The organism is Pseudoalteromonas sp. MMG005 (genome assembly GCF_018101015.1).
In the GTDB taxonomy this organism is placed as follows: Bacteria; Pseudomonadota; Gammaproteobacteria; order Enterobacterales; family Alteromonadaceae; genus Pseudoalteromonas; species Pseudoalteromonas aurantia.
The window spans coordinates 14,878-35,010 of record NZ_JAGJEK010000027.1 but is presented as its reverse complement, the minus strand read 5'-3'; the positions used below and the strand labels follow the sequence as shown (position 1 = coordinate 35,010).

General features: G+C 41.1%; 16 protein-coding genes. 7 read left to right on the top strand and 9 right to left on the bottom strand.

Annotated features, from left to right (window positions below; all coding sequences use genetic code 11):
- Positions 1–63: 63 nt before the first annotated feature.
- From J8M01_RS19870 to betT, 3 genes are all read left to right on the top strand, one after another.
- Positions 64–1,185: an S-(hydroxymethyl)glutathione dehydrogenase/class III alcohol dehydrogenase gene (locus tag J8M01_RS19870; RefSeq protein ID WP_192507748.1), complete on the top strand. Its 1,122-nt coding sequence runs from the start codon at positions 64–66 to the stop codon at positions 1,183–1,185.
- A gap of 11 nt (positions 1,186–1,196) precedes the next feature.
- Complete coding sequence (gene fghA, locus J8M01_RS19865; protein WP_211059091.1) at positions 1,197–2,036, top strand: S-formylglutathione hydrolase; 840 nt, start codon at positions 1,197–1,199, stop codon at positions 2,034–2,036.
- Between the two features lie 194 nt (positions 2,037–2,230).
- A complete protein-coding gene (gene betT / locus J8M01_RS19860) occupies positions 2,231–4,201 on the top strand; it encodes a choline BCCT transporter BetT (protein WP_211059090.1) in 1,971 nt (656 codons plus the stop codon).
- A gap of 74 nt (positions 4,202–4,275) precedes the next feature.
- Here the strand turns inward: betT and J8M01_RS19855 are convergent, their stop codons facing one another.
- Complete coding sequence (locus J8M01_RS19855) at positions 4,276–6,174, bottom strand: beta-ketoacyl synthase (protein ID WP_211059089.1); 1,899 nt, start codon at positions 6,172–6,174, stop codon at positions 4,276–4,278.
- A gap of 116 nt (positions 6,175–6,290) precedes the next feature.
- Between J8M01_RS19855 and J8M01_RS19850 the strand changes: the two genes are divergently transcribed.
- The 3 genes from J8M01_RS19850 (at position 6,291) to J8M01_RS19840 (ending at position 10,208) form a co-directional block, all read left to right on the top strand.
- Positions 6,291–7,283, top strand: a complete 993-nt coding sequence (locus tag J8M01_RS19850; RefSeq protein WP_211059088.1) for a helix-turn-helix domain-containing protein — start codon at positions 6,291–6,293, stop codon at positions 7,281–7,283.
- A gap of 240 nt (positions 7,284–7,523) precedes the next feature.
- The gene (locus J8M01_RS19845) at positions 7,524–9,179 is read left to right on the top strand and encodes an alpha/beta fold hydrolase (protein ID WP_211059087.1); all 1,656 of its coding nucleotides are present in this window, start codon (positions 7,524–7,526) and stop codon (positions 9,177–9,179) included.
- A gap of 213 nt (positions 9,180–9,392) precedes the next feature.
- A complete protein-coding gene (locus J8M01_RS19840) occupies positions 9,393–10,208 on the top strand; it encodes an ion transporter (RefSeq protein WP_192507754.1) in 816 nt (271 codons plus the stop codon).
- Positions 10,209–10,302: 94 nt separating this feature from the next.
- Here J8M01_RS19840 and J8M01_RS19835 read toward each other — a convergent pair whose 3' ends face one another.
- The 7 genes from J8M01_RS19835 to J8M01_RS19805 all read right to left on the bottom strand — a co-directional run bounded on the left by J8M01_RS19835 (position 10,303) and on the right by J8M01_RS19805 (position 19,372).
- Positions 10,303–11,340, bottom strand: a complete 1,038-nt coding sequence (locus tag J8M01_RS19835) for an acyltransferase (RefSeq protein ID WP_211059086.1) — start codon at positions 11,338–11,340, stop codon at positions 10,303–10,305.
- An 11-nt stretch (positions 11,341–11,351) separates the two neighbouring features.
- A complete protein-coding gene (locus tag J8M01_RS19830; RefSeq protein ID WP_211059085.1) occupies positions 11,352–11,789 on the bottom strand; it encodes a hypothetical protein in 438 nt (145 codons plus the stop codon).
- 187 nt (positions 11,790–11,976) lie between these two features.
- Positions 11,977–15,081, bottom strand: coding sequence for an efflux RND transporter permease subunit (locus tag J8M01_RS19825; protein ID WP_211059084.1), 3,105 nt, complete (start codon positions 15,079–15,081; stop codon positions 11,977–11,979).
- Entirely contained in the window at positions 15,078–16,325 is a 1,248-nt protein-coding gene (locus J8M01_RS19820; protein WP_211059083.1) for an efflux RND transporter periplasmic adaptor subunit, read from the bottom strand. Before J8M01_RS19820 ends, J8M01_RS19825 begins: the two co-directional genes overlap by 4 nt.
- On the bottom strand, positions 16,318–17,712 hold the full coding sequence (locus tag J8M01_RS19815) for a TolC family protein (RefSeq protein WP_210997155.1): 1,395 nt from the start codon (positions 17,710–17,712) through the stop codon (positions 16,318–16,320). Before J8M01_RS19815 ends, J8M01_RS19820 begins: the two co-directional genes overlap by 8 nt.
- 493 nt (positions 17,713–18,205) lie before the next feature.
- Entirely contained in the window at positions 18,206–18,550 is a 345-nt protein-coding gene (locus J8M01_RS19810; RefSeq protein ID WP_211059082.1) for a hypothetical protein, read from the bottom strand.
- A 234-nt stretch (positions 18,551–18,784) separates the two neighbouring features.
- The gene (locus tag J8M01_RS19805) at positions 18,785–19,372 is read right to left on the bottom strand and encodes a class I SAM-dependent methyltransferase (RefSeq protein ID WP_211059081.1); all 588 of its coding nucleotides are present in this window, start codon (positions 19,370–19,372) and stop codon (positions 18,785–18,787) included.
- A gap of 84 nt (positions 19,373–19,456) precedes the next feature.
- On the opposite strand from J8M01_RS19805, the gene J8M01_RS19800 reads away from it, so the two are divergent.
- On the top strand, positions 19,457–19,861 hold the full coding sequence (locus tag J8M01_RS19800) for a helix-turn-helix domain-containing protein (protein WP_211059080.1): 405 nt from the start codon (positions 19,457–19,459) through the stop codon (positions 19,859–19,861).
- Positions 19,862–19,907: 46 nt separating this feature from the next.
- Here J8M01_RS19800 and J8M01_RS19795 read toward each other — a convergent pair whose 3' ends face one another.
- Entirely contained in the window at positions 19,908–20,126 is a 219-nt protein-coding gene (locus J8M01_RS19795; RefSeq protein ID WP_211059079.1) for a hypothetical protein, read from the bottom strand.
- Positions 20,127–20,133 lie beyond the last annotated feature (7 nt).

The following is a 20,133-nucleotide window of genomic DNA, read 5'->3' as shown; positions in this document are numbered from 1 at the left end:
AAGATTATCAAAAATAATAAAGTAATTATACTGTTTACAAAATCAATGTAGATGGAAGTAATTATGTCTGAGTTTATAAAATCTAAAGCCGCTATTGCCTGGGGTCCGGGTCAACCACTGAGTATCGAAGAAGTGGATGTTATGATGCCTAAAAAAGGGGAAGTATTGGTTAAAATTATGGCTACGGGTGTATGTCATACTGACGCATTCACCTTATCAGGTGAAGATCCTGAAGGCATATTCCCAGCCATTCTAGGGCATGAAGGTGCGGGCATTGTCGAAGCCGTTGGTGAAGGTGTAACCAGTGTTGCGATTGGCGACCATGTTATCCCTCTATACACGCCAGAATGTGGTGAATGTAAGTTCTGTACCTCTGGTAAAACTAACTTATGCCAGCAAATCCGTGAAACGCAAGGTAAGGGCCTAATGCCTGATGGAACAACCCGCTTTTTTAAAGATGGTGAACCAATTTACCATTATATGGGCACATCCACCTTCTCTGAATTTACGGTATTGCCTGAAATTTCATTAGCAAAAGTAAACCCAGAAGCGCCATTAGAAGAAATCTGCTTGCTTGGATGTGGTGTAACCACAGGTATGGGTGCGGTTATGAACACCGCCAAAGTACAAAATGGCGACACCGTTGCTATTTTTGGCTTAGGTGGCATTGGCTTATCAGCCATCATTGGCGCAACAATGGCTGGGGCTAAACGTATCATTGGTGTTGATATCAATGAAGATAAATTTGAGCTGGCAACCAAACTTGGCGCAACCGATCTTATCAATCCTAAAAACTACGATAAACCAATTCAAGATGTAATCGTAGAAATGACGGATGGTGGCGTTGATTTCTCGTTTGAATGTATTGGTAATGTAGATGTGATGCGCTCAGCACTAGAGTGTTGCCATAAAGGTTGGGGCGAATCTGTTGTTATTGGTGTTGCAGGAGCTGGCAAAGAAATTTCTACTCGCCCATTTCAACTTGTTACTGGCCGAGTATGGCGCGGCAGCGCATTCGGTGGCGTTAAAGGCCGTTCAGAGTTACCTGAAATAGTCGAACGCTACATGGCTGGTGAATTTAAACTGAATGATTTTATCACTCACACCATGAAACTTGAAGGGATCAACGATGCATTTGATTTAATGCATGAAGGCAAAAGCATTCGTTCAGTCATCCACTTTTAGAGGGATAAGTTATGGAACTAGTCGCCAGCAATAAAGTCGTTGGCGGCTGGCATAAGCGATATCGCCACGCCAGCCAAACAACGCAATGTGATATGACCTTTGCCATATTTTTGCCAGAAACTGCGAACTCTGGTAAACAGCTCCCCGTTTTATATTGGTTATCAGGATTAACCTGCACCGATGAAAACTTTATGCAAAAAGCGGGGGCGTTTAAAGTTGCCAATGAGCTCGGTATCGCTATTGTCGCGCCAGATACCAGCCCTAGAGGCGAAAGTGTGCCAGATGACGAACATACGGCCTACGATTTTGGGTTAGGTGCGGGATTTTATCTGAATGCTACACAGCCTCCTTATCATACCCATTACCAAATGTATGATTATGTGGTTAAAGAACTCCCTAACCTCATTGAAAATCATTTCCCAGTCAGTAAAGCGCGCGCAATTAGCGGCCATTCAATGGGCGGCCATGGAGCATTAACATTAGGGCTTAAGAACGCAACGCGTTACAGCAGTATTTCAGCTTTTAGCCCGATAGTTCACCCTTCAGTGTGCCCTTGGGGCATCAAAGCGCTGTCCGGTTATTTGGGAGATGATAAAACTCACTGGCAAAACCACGATGCGGTTTTACTCATAAAGAATAAGCAATATGCGCGCCCTCTCCCCATGTTAGTCAGTCAGGGGACCGCCGATAACTTTTTAGATGAACAATTACAGCCTTGGCATTTGCAAAAAGTGGCCACAGAGCAAAATTACCCTCTGCAACTAGAAATGTGTGACGGGTATGATCATAGTTATTTCTTTATTGCCAGTTATATTGAAAAACACCTAAAATTTCACGCTAAACACTTTTAATAAAAACCAAGAGTAAGAGCATTTGTCATCAATGCTCTTATTTTTAGAATCTATCATTACGCCACGCCTGCCCTCTTAATATTTTTTATTAATATCTGTGCTATTATATAAGTCCTTTTACCTTAAAGCTTTTTGCTTCTTTAGACTCTACAAACTCGCAACAGAGTCTGTCAGTAATACACATGGGGAACACTATGTCCGAACATGGCGTCAAAGCAAAGTTGAATCCACCGGTTTTCTACTGCGCGTCTGGTTTGATCATTTTCTTGGTCATCTTTACGGCATTTATGCCAAAAACCGCAGATACCTTATTTCAATCTTTACAAGCCAGTATTGTCCATACTGCCAGCTGGTTTTACGTTCTTACTGTCGCCATTATTCTTATTACAGTGGCGTACTTGGGGTTATCTAGGTTTGGCAACATCAAACTTGGGCCCGATCACTCAACCCCTGATTACAGTCATACAACCTGGTTTGCCATGCTATTTTCAGCCGGTATGGGGATTGGTCTGATGTTCTTCGGCGTTGCTGAACCTGTTATGCACTTCCTCTCTCCTCCAGTGGCGGAGTCTGGCAGTGTCGAAGCGGCGAGAGAAGCAATGAAAATAACCTTCTTTCACTGGGGTCTGCACGCATGGGCAATTTACGCCATTGTGGCACTGATCCTCGCGTTCTTTAGCTACCGACATGGCTTACCACTGACGCTTCGTTCGGCACTTTATCCTCTGATCGGCGATAAGATCTATGGCCCAATTGGTCATGCGGTCGATATTTTTGCTGTAATTGGCACTGTATTTGGGGTTGCAACTTCTCTGGGTTACGGTGTTCTACAAGTCAATTCCGGTCTAAATTACTTATTTGATGTGCCTGTGGGCTTGACAACTCAGGTTGTCTTAATTGCCGTAGTGACTGGTTTAGCCATTTTGTCAGTTACCACGGGTCTAGATAAAGGGATCCGTCGTTTATCAGAACTCAATATGGGTTTAGCTGTGCTCATGTTGCTATTTGTGCTCATACTGGGCCCTACTATTTATTTACTACAGGCATTTGTCCAAAATGTAGGCGCCTATACAGCTGACATAGTGCGTAACACCTTTAATTTGTTCGCTTATGAAAAAACTGAGTGGCTAGGTGGCTGGACAATCTTATATTGGGGTTGGTGGATGTCTTGGGCACCCTTTGTGGGACTTTTTATTGCCCGGGTGTCTCGCGGTCGAACTATCCGTGAATTTGCCATGGGTGTGCTCTTCATTCCAACAGGCTTCACGCTCATGTGGATGACCTTTTTTGGTAACTCAGCCATTGATTTAATAATAAATAAAGGCGTGACAAGTTTAGGCGATGCCGTTTCAAAAGACGTAGCCGTCTCTATTTTTGTATTTCTTGAACAATTTCCCATGTCAGGAGTACTTTCATTTGTCGCAACGTTAATGGTGATTATATTCTTCGTAACGTCATCTGACTCTGGTTCAATGGTTGTAGATATGCTGTGTTCAAACGGTAACGACAATACGCCTATTTGGCAGAGAATTTATTGGGCTGGTGGTGAAGGCGTTGTTGCTGCAGTACTGTTAATTGCCGGGGGTCTTGGTGCATTGCAAACAATGACAATCGCCAGTGCTCTGCCCTTCGCTGTCATTCTACTTATTGCCACATGGGGCTTAATTAAAGCACTCAGAGTTGATGTCGCCAAACGTGAAAGTTTACAGCTTAACATTGCTCAGCTAACACCTGCTAACGGTAATACCGCAACCAGTTGGCAAGAGCGATTAGGTAACATCGTAGATTTTCCAAGTAAGCCCAACGTTAACAAGTTTATCAATAATGCTGCTTTAGCGGCCATTAACTCCGTGGCAAGTGAGTTAAAACAACATAATATTGAAACGCAAATAGAACAAGATGAAAAGCTTGGCCGAATTAGCTTATTAGTACTACTTGGCGAAGAGCTTGATTTCAAATATGAAGTACGTAGAAGATCGTCAGATAAACCAAGCTACGTTGAGGAAGATGATGATGATAGCGAAGATAAATATTATCGTGCCGAAGTACACTTACGTGAAGGTGGGCAAGACTACGATATTATGGGTTGGTCAAAAGAGGCCGTTATTAACGACATTTTAGATCAGTACCATAAACATATGCATTTTTTACATACCGTACGTTAACGCGCATGAACTTTAATAAGCAAAAAGGCGCTCATTGTGAGCGCCCTGCTTTGCTTAACATAGTTCTTCAAAGGTTACTTTAAATCACCATATTGATTATTTACATTGAGCTTCACTGCCTTACTAAAGCCCGGAAGTGTTAATTCATTAGCTTCTATCTTGAGTGCTGTTTCATCCAGCATACCATTGCCGAACTTATAAATAAGTTCGTATTGACCTAAATCAGCAGCTTGTTGATACTGAACTTGCTGTGCGTGTGTTTGCGTTACTTTATCGCTATAACGCTCCCAAGTACTTTTATCATAACGTTTACTTAACAGCTTTTTAGTCTGAGTCGGCGAAAATATGGTTGCAGTGGCATTATTACCACCAAACCCTTTTGAATTAACAAATGCAATGTCCATGGGATCACACTCATAATGGGCGGTGCGAATATCTAAGTGCTTAGCGTGCACATCATCAGCTACTTTACTGATTGTGGTAATTCCCGGCATAATATTATGACTGAAGACTCCTAATGCCATCGCTAATTGGTCACCACTTGCTGGGGCTATTGTATGGCCAACGAACGCTTTTGGTGCAGCCAGCTTCCAACCATTAATAGAAAATGCTTCAGCAACCTTATGGTAAATCATAGACTCAGTCACACGGTTTTGTGGGGTACTTGAACCATGCGCTAAAATAAAGCTGCGCTCTCGCAATGCTTCTGGTCCAGCTATTTGCTCTGCCAACGCGACCGATTTTGCCATCGTAATATAATTGCCAGGCCCTGGAGCCGTAATGGATTTTTTTACACCGTCTGCATTAACGAATACATCAACAACCGATCCCATTATGTCTGCGCCCAATTCAAGCGCCAACGCATCATCCATTAAAATAACAACTTGTGCACCTTCTCCAATCGTAAAGCCGCAATTATCTCCAAATGGGCGACTGGTTCTACGATGGTCAGCAGTATCTGTATTATCAAGTTTACGTAAGCCTTCTTCATTCGCCAACGCGCCCATCGTACCAAAGCCTTCAATAACTTCAGGGGTCAGCGCGCATTCAACACTGGCTACCACTGCAACTCGAGTACGCCCTGCTTGAATATCATTAACCGCAGCACGCAAATTATATAAAAATGTTGCACAGGCACCTGACGCTGTAAATGTGGTACCCACACTACCGGTTACATACGCATTAATAAAATCAGTCGACATTGTATTTAAACCCAGTGCCAACTGTTTAGTACTAACACGCTCTCCTTTCATACGGCTGCGAACCAAGCCACCAAACCCTTCATCATTCATTTGTCCGGCGATCGACCCCGAATACGTGCCGACCTTGTCTGGCTCAACACTATTCATAACTGTTTGCCAATCTAATCCTGTTGAGCGAATTGCATCTGTCGCTGCAAAAATGGTCGCCTGTAATCCTCGCGGTTGATAACGACTGTTGTACATAATTGCTGGATCGAACCCTGTCGGAAATTGACCTGCTGCTTTAATAGGGTTGTCTCGATAGCTATCATGCTTAACATCGAGTTGATCAGGCACGACCACATTTGCAGTCTTTTTGTCTATTTCAGTCACTTGCCATGACGTTGGAATTGGATTTGGTAAGTCTTTAATGCGGCACGTAAAACGTAAACCTTCGTCGCTATTAACTTTAATTGCCAATTTTTGCTGCCAATGGGTCGCATCAACATCAAAATGGTTTTTTTCTATTTTTCGAATCAACGTGCCAGCTTTAATTTGTTCACCGAGTACTCTCTCGATATCGGCAACGGCTATTACCTCACCATCAGGCGTTACAAGTTGGTCATTTTCATATTTTACTAGGTTCATCAAAGTCGCCAAACCTAAAAAGGTCTCTTGACGGGCTTTTTGGCCTAATTTATCTAAAACAATACGTCTGAACCCTTGATGGAAAGATGTTCGGCCTGCAGCGTTGATACCGCCCATGCCTACAATAATTGGTAATGCTGTCATGATATTCTTGTCTTAATAACCGCTAATAACTTGATTCTAGTTGGAAGAGAATAAAAAATTTTATAATATAAGCCAAATAACGTGCAATACTCGCCAAACTTAAGTGGTCAGTCCAGATGAAACAGTCAATAAATATCGCATTTACACTATATGAACATATGTTGTTCACAAGTGTCACACTTCCAGCCGAAATGCTCCGAGCTGGAGAAGCCTATGCTAAGCGGCATTTAGGCCCCAAATTTAGACCTTTAAAACTCAATTGGCTTGCGCAACACGACACAGCAATTGAAAATAATTTAGGAATGCAGCTCAGTCCAAATGGTGATTTAAACATGCTGGCTGAGCAAGATTATGTCATCGTGCCAAGTATTTGGCGTAACCCAAGACCCGTACTTAGGCGCCATAATGACATTGCAATACAACTGGCATCAACATGGCAACAAGGTGGAACCATTATTGGCGTTGGTACCGGAGTATGCTTTTTAGCTGAATCTGGACTGTTGAACAACCACCCAGCGACGACTCACTGGCATTACGCAACGCAATTTGAACGTAACTACCCACTAGTTAACTTAAAACCCGATTTTTTCATTACACAGTCTGAACGTATATACACCGTTGCCAGCCTAAATGCATTAGCAGATGTGATTGTTCATTTAATTTCACAGCTCTATGGTGTGGCTGCAGCCAACCACGTACAACAAAACTTCTCTCATGAAATTCGCAAGCCTTATGAAGAACAACGCTATTTAGAAGGTGCCGTTGATAAACATCCTGATGAACAAATCGCAGCCATTCAATTTTGGCTGAAACACAATTTCGCCAGCGATATACTTCTGGCCGACGTAGCCAAACAATTTGATATGAGTTACAGAACCTTTAATCGTCGCTTTAAAGCAGCCACAGGGCAAACGGCTGCTGATTATTTACAAGTACTACGATTAGAAAATGCCAAAGAGCTGCTTGCCAATAGCAATCTTTCAATTCAAGACGTTGCAATCTCTGTTGGATTTAATGCGCAAGGGCTATTAACACGTGTGTTCAAAGCTCGACTTCAGCAAACACCAAGCGAATACAGAAAAATAGTCAGAAAAAAATTGTTCTTCTAACCGATAAGCACTCCTTTTTAGGTCAACGTACGATCACAAGATTGAATTCATGTGCTTATTACTTCAAGAACATACCCTTGGTATAGCGTGTTGCTCATGTCTTTCTTACCGAATGCATTTTTGACTGTTTGCAGCTCAAAAGTGCAAGGGTAATACGTCGGCGTGTACCGCCTGTTATTTTTCGAAGTAATCATCGTTATATATAGCTCACTTAATTACAACGTGAATAGGAAGGAAACCATGAAGCGGTTAACAATAGCACTCGCTATTTTGAGTCTGATCAGTACATTCAATATCTGGGCAACCCCATCGGAAAGAGCCATTTACAACCCATATATTGACTTTGAGTGGGGCAATTGCCCCACTCAATTTAAAAGTTACGACAATAGAAACTTATGTAGTTTGGCTGAAGTCCCCTTAGACTGGGAAGCGCCCAATGCTAAAAAAATAGATATTCTAGTATCTAAATACCCTGCAAAATCTGGTAATAGCCAAGGTCAAATTTGGTTTTTACAAGGCGGGCCTGGTGCCTCAGCAAGTTTTTACGTTAAAGAGTTTGAAACTAACCTCAACCATTTCACCCAAGACTACGACTTATATGTCATTGAGCATCGTGGTGTTGGGTGGTCAACACACTTAGCGTGCACAACTCCACCCTCCGCTGATTACGCGGCGTATTCACAAGCCTGCTTTAACGATCTCCATCAGCAATGGGGTGAAGGCCTTTACAAATTCACCACGACCTCTGCTGCAAAAGATCTTGATTATGTGATCTCCAAAAGTAAAACGATTGATTGGCTGCCCAGTTACGTTTATGGCGCTTCATACGGTACGTTGTGGGCACAAAGGTTTAGTCAAATCGCACCAACAGGCGCACAGGGGATCATTTTAGACTCAGTCGTACCGAGTGAAAAATTTGGTCTTGATTCATGGGATGAAAACTTCAATGATATTTTCGCCGATATGTTTACATATTGCCAAAGTGACGACTTTTGTCGCTCACAATTAAGTCTCAATTCACTCGATGAGCTCAAAACGTTAGTCAACAAAGTTTATTCAGGTCAACACTGCCCCGCGACAAATTTTAAGCGCTTTGAACTGCAAGCTATATCCCTGATTGCATTAAGTCGCTCTGTTGAGCAAATACTCATCCCGATGTATCACAGACTAGCTCGATGTAACACGAACGACGTGATTGCACTCAATAACCTACATCGCTTTATGTTTACAGGTACAGGCAAGCAATTTATTGAATTGGCTGCCAAAGACCCATTTGACTCTTCCCCAATCGTATCGAAACTTATTGTACAAAATGAAATCAACTACAACGAACGTGATATTCATACAAAGCTTGAATATTGTAAGGATGCGATTTCATGTATTCCAGAATATATTCTTTACCAAAGACATATTGATAAACAAGTATGGGGAAATCGCTATATCGACCCCTATGCCTACCAGCCAACACAGCACTATATGCCGACACTGGTGCTCAATGGTGATTTAGACCCACAAACGCCTCATTACTATATACCCATTGTCCAAAGTGCGTTTACCAGCGGTAATCAGCGCTATGTTGAATTACCAGAAACAGAGCATGGGGTGATCTTTGTATCACATAGCACCAAAGAAAATGCCAATACTTGTGGTGTAGATATTATGCAAAGCTTTATCAATCACTTGTGGTCACAACCAGACACCAGTTGTATCAAAGACCTACAAGGCTTAAATTTTAAAGCGTCACAATTTGAAAGCCAAGTCATCTTTGGCAGCTCAGAGGCATTTAACGGTAACGCTATCACGCAATCATTACATGATTTAAACGTATTAAAAAACAGTAACCCGAATATCTATATACAAGCACGCGATACATTTTTACGACTGGCCGATTTTTAATTAAATCAATCAACTTACCTTTATGGGCTCTTCTCATTATCGGATCAGATGAGCTCAATCAGCTACATGACCTTATAAGTCTTCAGCAATCACTTTATAGCGTACTAAAAATCCTCTGTAACACTTTTTTCAGAAATCATAACACCCGTTGAAACTTAACTAGGATATAATCATGCCGCGTTTAAACCATACTATTGAACTAACTGGCAGCATATGTACGAAACTATTAAATTAAATCTGAACAATCTAAAAAACAACAAAATATTTGAGCTCACCGTTGTTGCAGTGATCATCATTTCCGCACTAGAGATTGGCGCAAAAACTTTTTCATTACCCAATACTGCAATTTCAATCACCCATGTACTCGATATTTTTATCACCCTCTTTTTTCTTTTCGAGATCTCTGTCCGCTTTATTGCTGATGACGATAAAAAGCGCTTTTTCAAAAAAGGCTGGAATGTTTTTGATACTCTGGTCGTTGCCATCAGCTTAGTGCCTATCAACGACAGCGAAATGGCCTTATTGGCAAGGTTGATCAGAGTATTCCGCGTACTCAGAATGGTTTCTGTGGTCCCCGAGCTAAGAATTCTTATAAATTCATTGATAAAAGCACTGCCACAATTAGGGTATGTGATCTTATTGATGTTCATCATTTTCTACATATACGCAGCAATTGGTAGCTTTATATTCAATGACATAAACCCTAAGTTATGGGGCGATATAGCGATATCTATGTTAACGCTGTTCAGAATAATGACATTCGAAGACTGGACTGATATTCAGTATGAAACAATGGAAGTCTATCCAATGTCTTGGGTATTTTATTTATCATTTATCTTCTTTACCGCATTTGCATTTTTGAATATGGTCATCGGCATTGTGGTCAATGTAATGGAAGATGAACGTGCAAAAATGCGCCAAGAAAAAGAGTCAGCTAAAAATATCCCCACCATTGAAGACCTGCACAGTGAAATTCAGGAGTTGAAAAAGCTGATCCAGCAGCAATCCGAAAATCGCAAAGATACGTAGATAAACGAATGCAAAGAGCGCAGGTGTACACCTCGCTCTTTTTGCAATCGTAGCTTGAGAGCAAATTTCCGCCATCATCATAAAAATGTACTGTTTAACTCGCCATACTACCTTTAGGGTGATTTCCCCTATTAGCAGCTTGCCTTATTTGCGTTGCTAGTGGTTTTTCAAAGAATCGATATGATACATACGCCGCACAAATACTTAATACTAAAGACACCAGTAATTTCATTTCCACCGATAACGTAAATTGATCCACCTTTACAATAATAGGCATATGCAATAAATATAATGAGTAAGATATTTTCCCCAAAAAATCCCCCAATTTATTTGCTAACAATATATTGTTATTCGGAACCAAAAAGACAATACAAAAAAACACCGTGCTCATCACAAACAAAACTTCATAGCTCAGCCACATTCTTCTTTTTGCATCAGAAGAAACAAATGAAAACTCAGGATACATAAGTGGAATCAGGCCTAGAACCAGTATAAAACCATGCTTTCTTAAATAGTCTGGAACCTTAAAGGAGTGATAATGCATGCCGAAAATCACTCCTACGAAAAAGTAAGGTAAGGATCTCAATACATTAAAGATATTATAAGGAATCTCATAGATCTCACCATACAACCTTGGAAAGTTGGTAAGAAATAATAAAACCATTACACCAACAATAGATGCATAAATATATCCACTTCTTTGTTTCGCGAAAAACCAAAAGATCAAAAAAATAAAATAAAACTGAATTTCAGCGGGTATTGACCAAAATACACTTTCACCATAGACCAAGAGCAAATGGCCTACTAGCGAATTGAAGTCCGGTATATGGTATAAACTATCATTACCAGATACCGTTAGAAAATACGCGCTAAGGACAACCACAAAATAGAGCGGTAATACCCGCGCAAAGCGTGCGAATAAATAGTGCTTTATGTTTGACTTTGTAAAAGCTTTATTTAAATACAAATAAGACATCAAAAAGCCACTAAGTAAAAAAAACAGCATGACACCATATGCACCAGCGCCACCACCTAAAGCCCCATCAAGCCAATGCGTTATATCACTAAAGTGAGTAAAAAAAACAATCAGTGCCGCGAGTCCTCGAAGCGTATTTAATTTCCTGATCTCCATATCTGATACCTTCAAACGACTTTAATTTGCGACAGTGAATCCACTTGGATATGGGTTTGAAAATAATATTTTTCAGTAAGCTTACCATTCGATACAAAGTATATTTTCACCCGTTTTGCCTCTCCAGTAACTAATATGGTTTTATTAATAAAGTAGCTTTCAGGGTGAGCACCAAATTTCGCAATAAAGTCACGTATGACTTTTGGGTGAAGTGACACAGAGATATTTCTTCTGTCTCGATAATCTAATTCAGTATTTAAATAAGTCGTGCGATGTTGCGTTCCCGATGCTTTTATAGGGAGCTGAAATGTCCCTTTTAGCCCATCTGGTGTGTTTCCTTCACTCAAAGCTATAATGTCCATCACATTGGTAAAGTACACATTTTTAGAAACATTAGGCGTGCTGCATGCACTGAGAAAAAAAACAGCGATAAATAGTAAATACTTCAATTGTATAATTTCCTTATTAGTATATTTAATGAGCACAACAAAGCCCATTCTCACATTGATTTTTAACACCCCAATATTAATTCATTTATGATTTATAATCAAAAAGTTAGATTAAAAAGCAGCACTCATAAAAAATAAAGGCACATTTATGTGCCCTTATTTACTTATTTTGTGACACGGCATAATTCTACACTGGGTGCGCCCTTAAACGGGCCGAGAAGCTAATCATTTTTTCCGTCAATAGGTAATTTACCGGCACCAAAATTAAGGTAATGAGTGTGGCGAAAATAATGCCGAACCCAAGAGATACCGCCATGGGTATTAAAAACTGAGCTTGTGTTTGCTGCTCGAATAATAGCGGCATCAAACCACAAAAAGTGGTGATACTGGTCAACATAACAGGTCTAAACCGAGCGGCGCCCGCATTCAGTACCGCAGTCATTGTATCAAGTCCTCGCTGACGTTGCTTATTGATGTAATCCACCAGTACCAATGAATCATTCACGACAACGCCTATCAGTGCCAACATACCTAATAAACTCATAATCGTTAGCTCCATTCCCATGATCCAATGACCTACCACCGCGCCTATCATGCCGAAAGGGATGACACTCATTACAATAAGAGGCTGCAAGTAAGATTTAAATGGGATAGCCAACAGCGTGTAAATTACAAAAAATACAAACAGTAACGCCCAGCCTAATGAGCTAAACGACTCTCGCTGCTCTTTTGCTTCGCCTTCTAATGAATGACTGACACCTGGGTACTGGAGCACCAATTGATCTAAGTACACTTTCAGTTCCTCTTGCAGCACGGTCATATTGGTATTTTCTTTTTCAATGTCTGCCGTCACGTTCACGGTTCTATATCTGTCGATTCTATAAATGCTTGAAGGGCTTTGCCCCGGCGTTAGCTTGGCGATATGGCTAAGCGGAACAGTTTGTCCATTTGGTGTATTAATGAGAATATCATTGAGGGTGGTTAAGTTACTGCGCTCAGTTAAGGGTAACCTCACCATCACGCGCACATCATCTCGACCACGCTGAATTCGCTGTACCTGTGCACCAAAAAATGCACTTCGGATCTGGCGTGACACATCTGTGCGAGTTAACCCAAGCGCTTTCCCCTGTTCAGTCAAATCAATTTGTAACTCTTCTTTACCATCGCTCAAGCTGTCAACAATATCGAACACTGTGGGATAAGTATTGAGATTTTCCTTCACTTTATTTGCCGCTTCTTTCAACACAATTAAAGAAGTCCCCGTTAACTGAACGTCAATTGGATCACTTGAACGACCAATCTCAGCTCTAAATGTCAAGCTTTCTGCCCCTGGGATTTGACCGATGAGCTGCCGCCATTCGCTGACTAATGCGCGTGAGCCAATATTCAATGCACGTGTCTCTGGTGGTGTGATCTCAAAACGTACTCTACCCACATTACCAGCGCCGCCGCGTCCCCCTGTGGTTGCCAAAATATGCGTTATTACACTCTCCCCGGTCTCAGGATCTCTATATTTATCTTTTAATATCTGCGCCTTATCAGACATTAAATCAATATATTTTGCCGTTACTTCAAAGGGGGTTCCCGTTGGCAAGGTCAAATTTGCCCTGACGGTTTCACTGGGGATCCGCGGGAAAAATATAAACTTAGTCCAACCACTGCTGATCAGCGCAATAATAATGAAAAAGACCCCAATAAAGGCGCTTAATGTTACGCCTTTATTGGAGACCGCGCGCTTTAAAAGCGGGTGGTAATACTTTAAGATTCCACGTTCAAACCCATCTGCAAAATTTTGTTGAAATTGACTAAAGCGACTTACTTTTCCCTTTTCTTTTCTTAACTTAAGATATTTCAGATGAGCAGGTAAAACAAACTTAGATTCAACCAAAGACATCAACAAGACGGGAATAACCACAACAGGAATTTGCGCAAACAAAGCACCTCTTGCTCCGTCAATAAAAGCCAACGGTAAAAATGCCGCCACGGTGGTTAAAATACCAAAAGTCACCGGAGTGGCCACCTCAGTCGTACCACGGATGGCGGCTTGCTCACCTGATTCAGCACTATTAAGGTGGGTATAAATATTTTCTCCGGTTACAATTGCATCGTCTACGACGATACCTAACACCAGAATAAATCCAAATAAACTCATTATATTCAGTGTGATACCAAAGAATGGCATCGCTAAGAAAGCCCCCATAAAAGACACCGGTATACCAATAAAAACCCAAAAAGCAATCGCAGGTCTCAAGAACAAGGTTAATAAAGCCAATACCAAAATCCCACCTTGCATTGCATTAGAGGTCAAAGTTGAGATACGATTTTTCACAATGGTAGAATCATCATCCCAATAGCTTAACTCATAGCCATAAGGCAAAGTATCTTGACGGCTTTCAATATAAGCCTTTATTTTATCCGCGACTTCAATGGCACTTTGCTGGCCAATTCTATATACCTCAATAAATGCAGCTTGTTTACCATTAAAGCGTGTTCTGACTGGTGTTTCTTCAAAATCATCGAAAATGGTAGCAATATCATCTAAACGTATCACTGAGCCATCTGCATTGGTTTTAATGGCTATTTGGGCAAATTCGTCTTTACGATACGCTTGTCCTTTCGAACGCAATAAAATATCTCCCCCCGATGACTTCAAATTACCGGCCGATACATCTGCACTAGAACTCGCGATCAGGTTAGAAACCTGATTTATGGTTAAATTGTATTGGCGGAGTTTGTCTTGGCTGACTTCAATGGCAATTTCATAGTCTCTCACACCATCCAGTTCTATTTGTGTCACGCCATCAATACGCAACAAATCATCTCTGACTTGCTCAGCAAACTCTCGAGTTTCTTTCTCGCTATAGTCTCCCGAAACCGTTACCGTAATAACGTCTCGCTTGCGTTGTGCCAACGAGATCACCGGTTTCTCCGCATCTGCGGGAAAGGTATTTATCGCATCTACTCGACTTTTTATATCTGCCAACATGTCTCTGGCATCGTAGCCGGTATCCACTTCTATTGTAACGGACGCAGAGCCTTCTGCTGAGCGACTCGATATTTTTTTAATACCCTCTAAGTCTTGTACAGCTTCTTCAATACGAATAGCAACGCCCTGTTCAACATCTTCAGGGGTGGCGCCACGAAGCGACATATTGACACTAATTCGATCCGTTTCAAATGAAGGAAACACCTCTAATGGTATTTGTGTTGAGACTGAGAACAACCCTCCAAGCAAAACTGAAATCATCAGCAAATTAGCCGCCACATGATTTCGTGTAAACCATGCAATCATAAGTCAGCTCCTAGTGCGTTGTTTCGTCGCTCTTGTCTATCACCCTTTGTTTTGCGCTTATCAGCAATATGAGGTTCACTGTTATCATTAATAACCACCACTTTGGTCCCTGAACTCACTTGACCAAGCGGCGTCGTTACCAAACGCATGCCTGCGTCTAAACCCGATTTTACAATGGCGATGTCTTTATTTTGCCAAGCTAACTGAACGTCCTTTCTCATCAGTAAGTTATCGTTATTTAACACATACACATAACTGCCCTGATAAATGGCATTATTGGGGATTATAATTACATTACTGAGGGTTTTTCCGGTGATTTGCGCATTAACATACTGACCAATTTTAATCGAAAATCCAGCCATTTTGTCCACTGAATAGGGGTCATCAATTTGAGCAACAACATACAATTGTTGAGATTGCTCACTGATAGCCCCTTCCGTTCTGATTATTTGCCCATGCCATTGCTGGGTGCCTACCAGATCTGAGGTCAAGGTCACTTGGGTTTCGAGCCCATTATGGGTGCCCTCTCTAGAGCGTTCTGGTAAATTAATAAACGCCAAATCACGGTTATTAATTGGTAGTCTTATTTCAACATAGTCTATGGCATAAATTTCAGCTATTTGGCCATTACTAGACACAACCTGACCTAAATCGACTTTTTTCGATAATACTCGGCCTGAGAATGGCGCTACAACAGATGTACGCTCCAAAGCCAACTGCGCTTTTTCCAATTTAGCCTGTGCCGACAGTACATTAGCGTGTTGTGCTGCCAATTGTGGCTTACGTAAAACCAACTCACTGGCTTGACTACCATTACCTAAACGCAGCCAATCTTCCTTCGCTTGCTCACTGCGTGCCTGTTCTTCTAATAGAGCCTGCTCTGCACTTAGCAAAGTCGCCTGTGATATTTTTACTTCTGCTTGGTAATCTCTATCGTCAATACGCAGCAACACATCTCCTTTTTCAAAGAACCCACCATCTCTAAAACGATCGTTTATGTAACTCACTTCACCTGAGACTTGCGCAACCAACATACTCTGAGTTCTCGGTTTTACAACGCCATAACTGGCAATGTTCAAGGTAAACTCGCTAGATTGAAGTTGTTCAATTTCAACCAACATCTGCGCTTGAGGTTTGCTTTTTGAACGACTATTCTTTGGTGGGTTATTAACAATCAACATAATTGCGGCAACCGATATAACCAATACTGCGACTGGCAATAAAATGCGTTTTCTCTTATTCATTGACTGTGCCTTTTACCTGTCCTGATTGAAAATCGCCGCCAAGTGCTAAGTGTAGCTCTACGCGATTTTTAATGATTTGATTCTTAATTGAGATAAGTCCACTTTGCGCTTCAAATGAGCGTTTTTGAGCATCTAATACGGTTGTATACGACACTAAGCCTTTTTGATATTGCGCGAAAGATAATTGCTCAGCTAACTTGGCATTTGTTGCTGCAGCAGAGGTATTTTCGTATTGGCGTTGCAATGACTGTTCATTGGTGATGCCATTTTCTACCTGTTCAAAAGCGTGATGAAGTGCTTCTAGATAAGATAATTCTGTTACCTGTAATTCAATTCGCGCCTTTTCTTCATTGGCGGCCAATTTTCCCGCATTAAATAACGGCGCTGTAATACCAGATAATAACGACCACCCCACACTAGAAGACGACAATAAATCAGCCAAGTCATCACTACTCGTCCCGTATTTCGCGGTTAAATTAAGACTTGGAAAGCGCTGTTTATGAGCGTACGCAAGCGCAGCATCTTGCGCTAGCAGTTGATGCCAACTTGCACGCAGCTCAGGTTTACGACGAATAAGCTCTGAAGGTAAACCCAATAGTAATGCCGAATCTATGACCGGCAACGTTGCTTCTACTTCAATAAGACCTGCGGGATAATGCCCCAATAAACGCTCTAATTCGCGTTTTTTTTGCACACTTAACGCACTTTGACTGGCTAACTTGGCTTTTTCATTACTCTGCTCATTCCGTGTTAAATACACATCTAAAGCATTATTTAAGCCTTGTTTGTAACCATTCTCAATAATATCTAAGTTTTGCTTCGCCAACTCCACTCTCTCTTGTAGCAACGAGAGCTGACCTTGAGATTCAATGACCGAGAACCATGCTATAACAACTTTGGCGACTAAGTCATAGGTATGCTGAGATAAAGTTTCTTGCTGTGCTAACAACGACAAATTATCTCTGCGTTCGCCAGCAGAGAGTTTACCCCATACATCTAATTCATAACGCAGTGTTAAGTCTAATGCGTGACTATTTCCAGTGGTACCTGACGAGGCATTTTTCCGGCGGCTACTATCCAAAGACATATCGAGAGAGGGCCACAAAGCACTACCTGAGACAATAAGCTGCTGCTTTGCTGATTCGACCGCCAGCTGTTGCTGCTTGAGTACGCGATTATTTTCTATGGCGATGTCAACTAACTGATGCAAATGTGATGTTGAGAACTGTTCCAGCCAGTTTAAATCAACTGGTTGTAAAGTTTGTGGGTACTGCCATGCACTCGGAATTACCAAATTTTGCTGATAATCGGGAGAAATATCAAACGTACTCGTACACCCAGTTAACACTATTGCTACCGCGACACTGACTGCGGTTATTTTTAGCATTATAATTCTTTCCTGTTAGTTTATAAGACGCTAATTAGTTATTTCTAGTGTAATTTGCTTAATCGTCAAGTCTCAACAAACTTTACAAAGACTTACATTCAATATTGCTCAACTTAGACTATTCTCTCGCTGTAAAAAGCATACGATTTGACCTGATTATTCTAAGTGTTCAGGGAAAAATACAAGCACTTTTAGTGCCGTTTAGTTATGAATACGATATACAACAAAGGGAAACTGGCTGGTAAAAATAACCATAAGAAACAATCGATATGATGCTATAAACACCACTTTCAAATAACTGACAGCAGAACAGCTGTAATAAACGACGTTATGTATAGTAAGAATACAAACTAAACTCGGCACAAGCTTGGGGTTAAAGTTACTGTACATTGGGTAATATACGTACTTTAACCACAATCACGCTAACTCATGCTTAGTCACATAATACCTCATAGCCCCTATTAAATTTAGGTGCTACAAGCTCTAATACAGGTTAACCTTCAGCTTTACTCACAATTACGGAAAACGCTTTACCATCCATATTTATACTTGCTTCTTTGCCAAGCTCAACCTCTAAAGACGGTGACATCTGTTTTCCACCAAGCTCTAACTCGCTGACTATACTAACCGTGGAGTCATCAATCGGTGTTACCGTTAGTGAAAAACGATACAGTTCACTGACTGAAATTGACCCTGTTTCATTTGAATCCACAATTAACGTCGGTGCACCAATTAAGTGCTTATCGTTATAGATTTTTGTATTTACGACGAAGCGCTCACTGGCATTTGCAATAGACACAAAACCCAATAGCGTCACTAGTCCAATTAGTTTTTTCATTATTATCTCCATAAATGCTGTTAACCACTGCGATAAAGCTCACAACTGTGGTGTTGCCTCTCAAAACAATAGGCCATTACTTATAAAATGTATCGACATGCATAAACATCACATAGCGCGTCATATAATCAAGCCATAACCGTTACTTGGTTGAGCCATATCACAGTACTTTATTAAACCCGCTGTATAATAAAACACCCCGTACAATTAATATATACCAGCCTATTATTTTGTTTACATTTTTGTTGCAATACCTTGCACCACGGCGCCTAGCCCAGTATGAAATACCCCTTCGACTACATTACGTTCCAACTCTACGAGTAAATTAAAGTTTAATGATGGCAATTCATCGCTCAGTGATTGCGCCGATTGCATTGTATCCACTGAAGTTCCACCACCAGTACCAAACCTCACTTGTTCTGGCCTGTAAGCCTCAATCAAGAATACCCCTTGGTTTTTAAGTCCATGCTGTACTTGTTTGTACAGTGTTTTTCGCAGTAATGATGGCAAGGGGAAAAATATCGAAATAATGCCATCCCAATGTGCTTGCCCTAAGTCATACTCGTTCAAGTCAGCATGAATAAACTCCACCTCTGCCCCTTGCTCTTTTGCCAACTTCTTACCTTTATTTAGACCCACTAATGAAGAATCTACCGCCGTAACTGAATAACCCTGCTTAGCTAAGAAAACGGCATTTCGACCTTCTCCTTCACCTAAACTTAAAATTCTTCCTTTTGGCAATGCGCTAACATGTTTTTTTAAAAAATAGTTCGGCTTTGTTCCATAGGCGTATTCTTGTGAATTATAACGTTCATCCCACATCGTATTTTTCCTCTTCGGTGTTCACATTTAATGATATAGTGAATGCTAATACTTCAAGTCGACTTGAAGTCAAGAGGAAAGGTTATGGATATAGGTAGAGTTGCAAAAGCGTCTGGACTGCCCACGTCAACATTACGCTTTTATGAAGAGAAAGGCCTTATAGAGTCAATTGGTCGAAATGGCTTAAGAAGGGTGTTTTCGCCTAAGGTAATTAATACACTCGCACTCATTTCATTGGGCCGTAATGTTGGCTTATCACTTGATGAAATAGGTGCAATGTTACACCCAAAAGGCGTGCACATTGACAGGCCTCTACTGTTATCAAAAGCGGATGAATTAGATAAAAAAATTACAGAAATGACAGCGATGAGAGACGGTCTTCGACATGCCGCCGCTTGCCAAGCACCAAGTCATGCTGAGTGTCCAAAATTTCTTCGGCTACTTAACATTGCTGGTAAAAAACGAGATCGGCCTAAGAGGCCATTTTAAAGTATGTGCTAGGTGCTAGCACATGTGCCGATAATCTCATTTTACATTAATTCATCTTTATCACTGCTGGGTGTTTCTCTGATGCATATTCGTGATAAATGTCATCAAGGTAACTACTTAATTCTGTCTGTTGAAGCTCAGGAGGAAGAACAACATCATAAACACGTACCCGTAGACTTGTATCGGATTCATGATACAGCTGCCATTCTTGCCCACACCTAAGCACTGACATATGCTTGCCAAATACATTGAACTTAATGGCCATCTCCTTA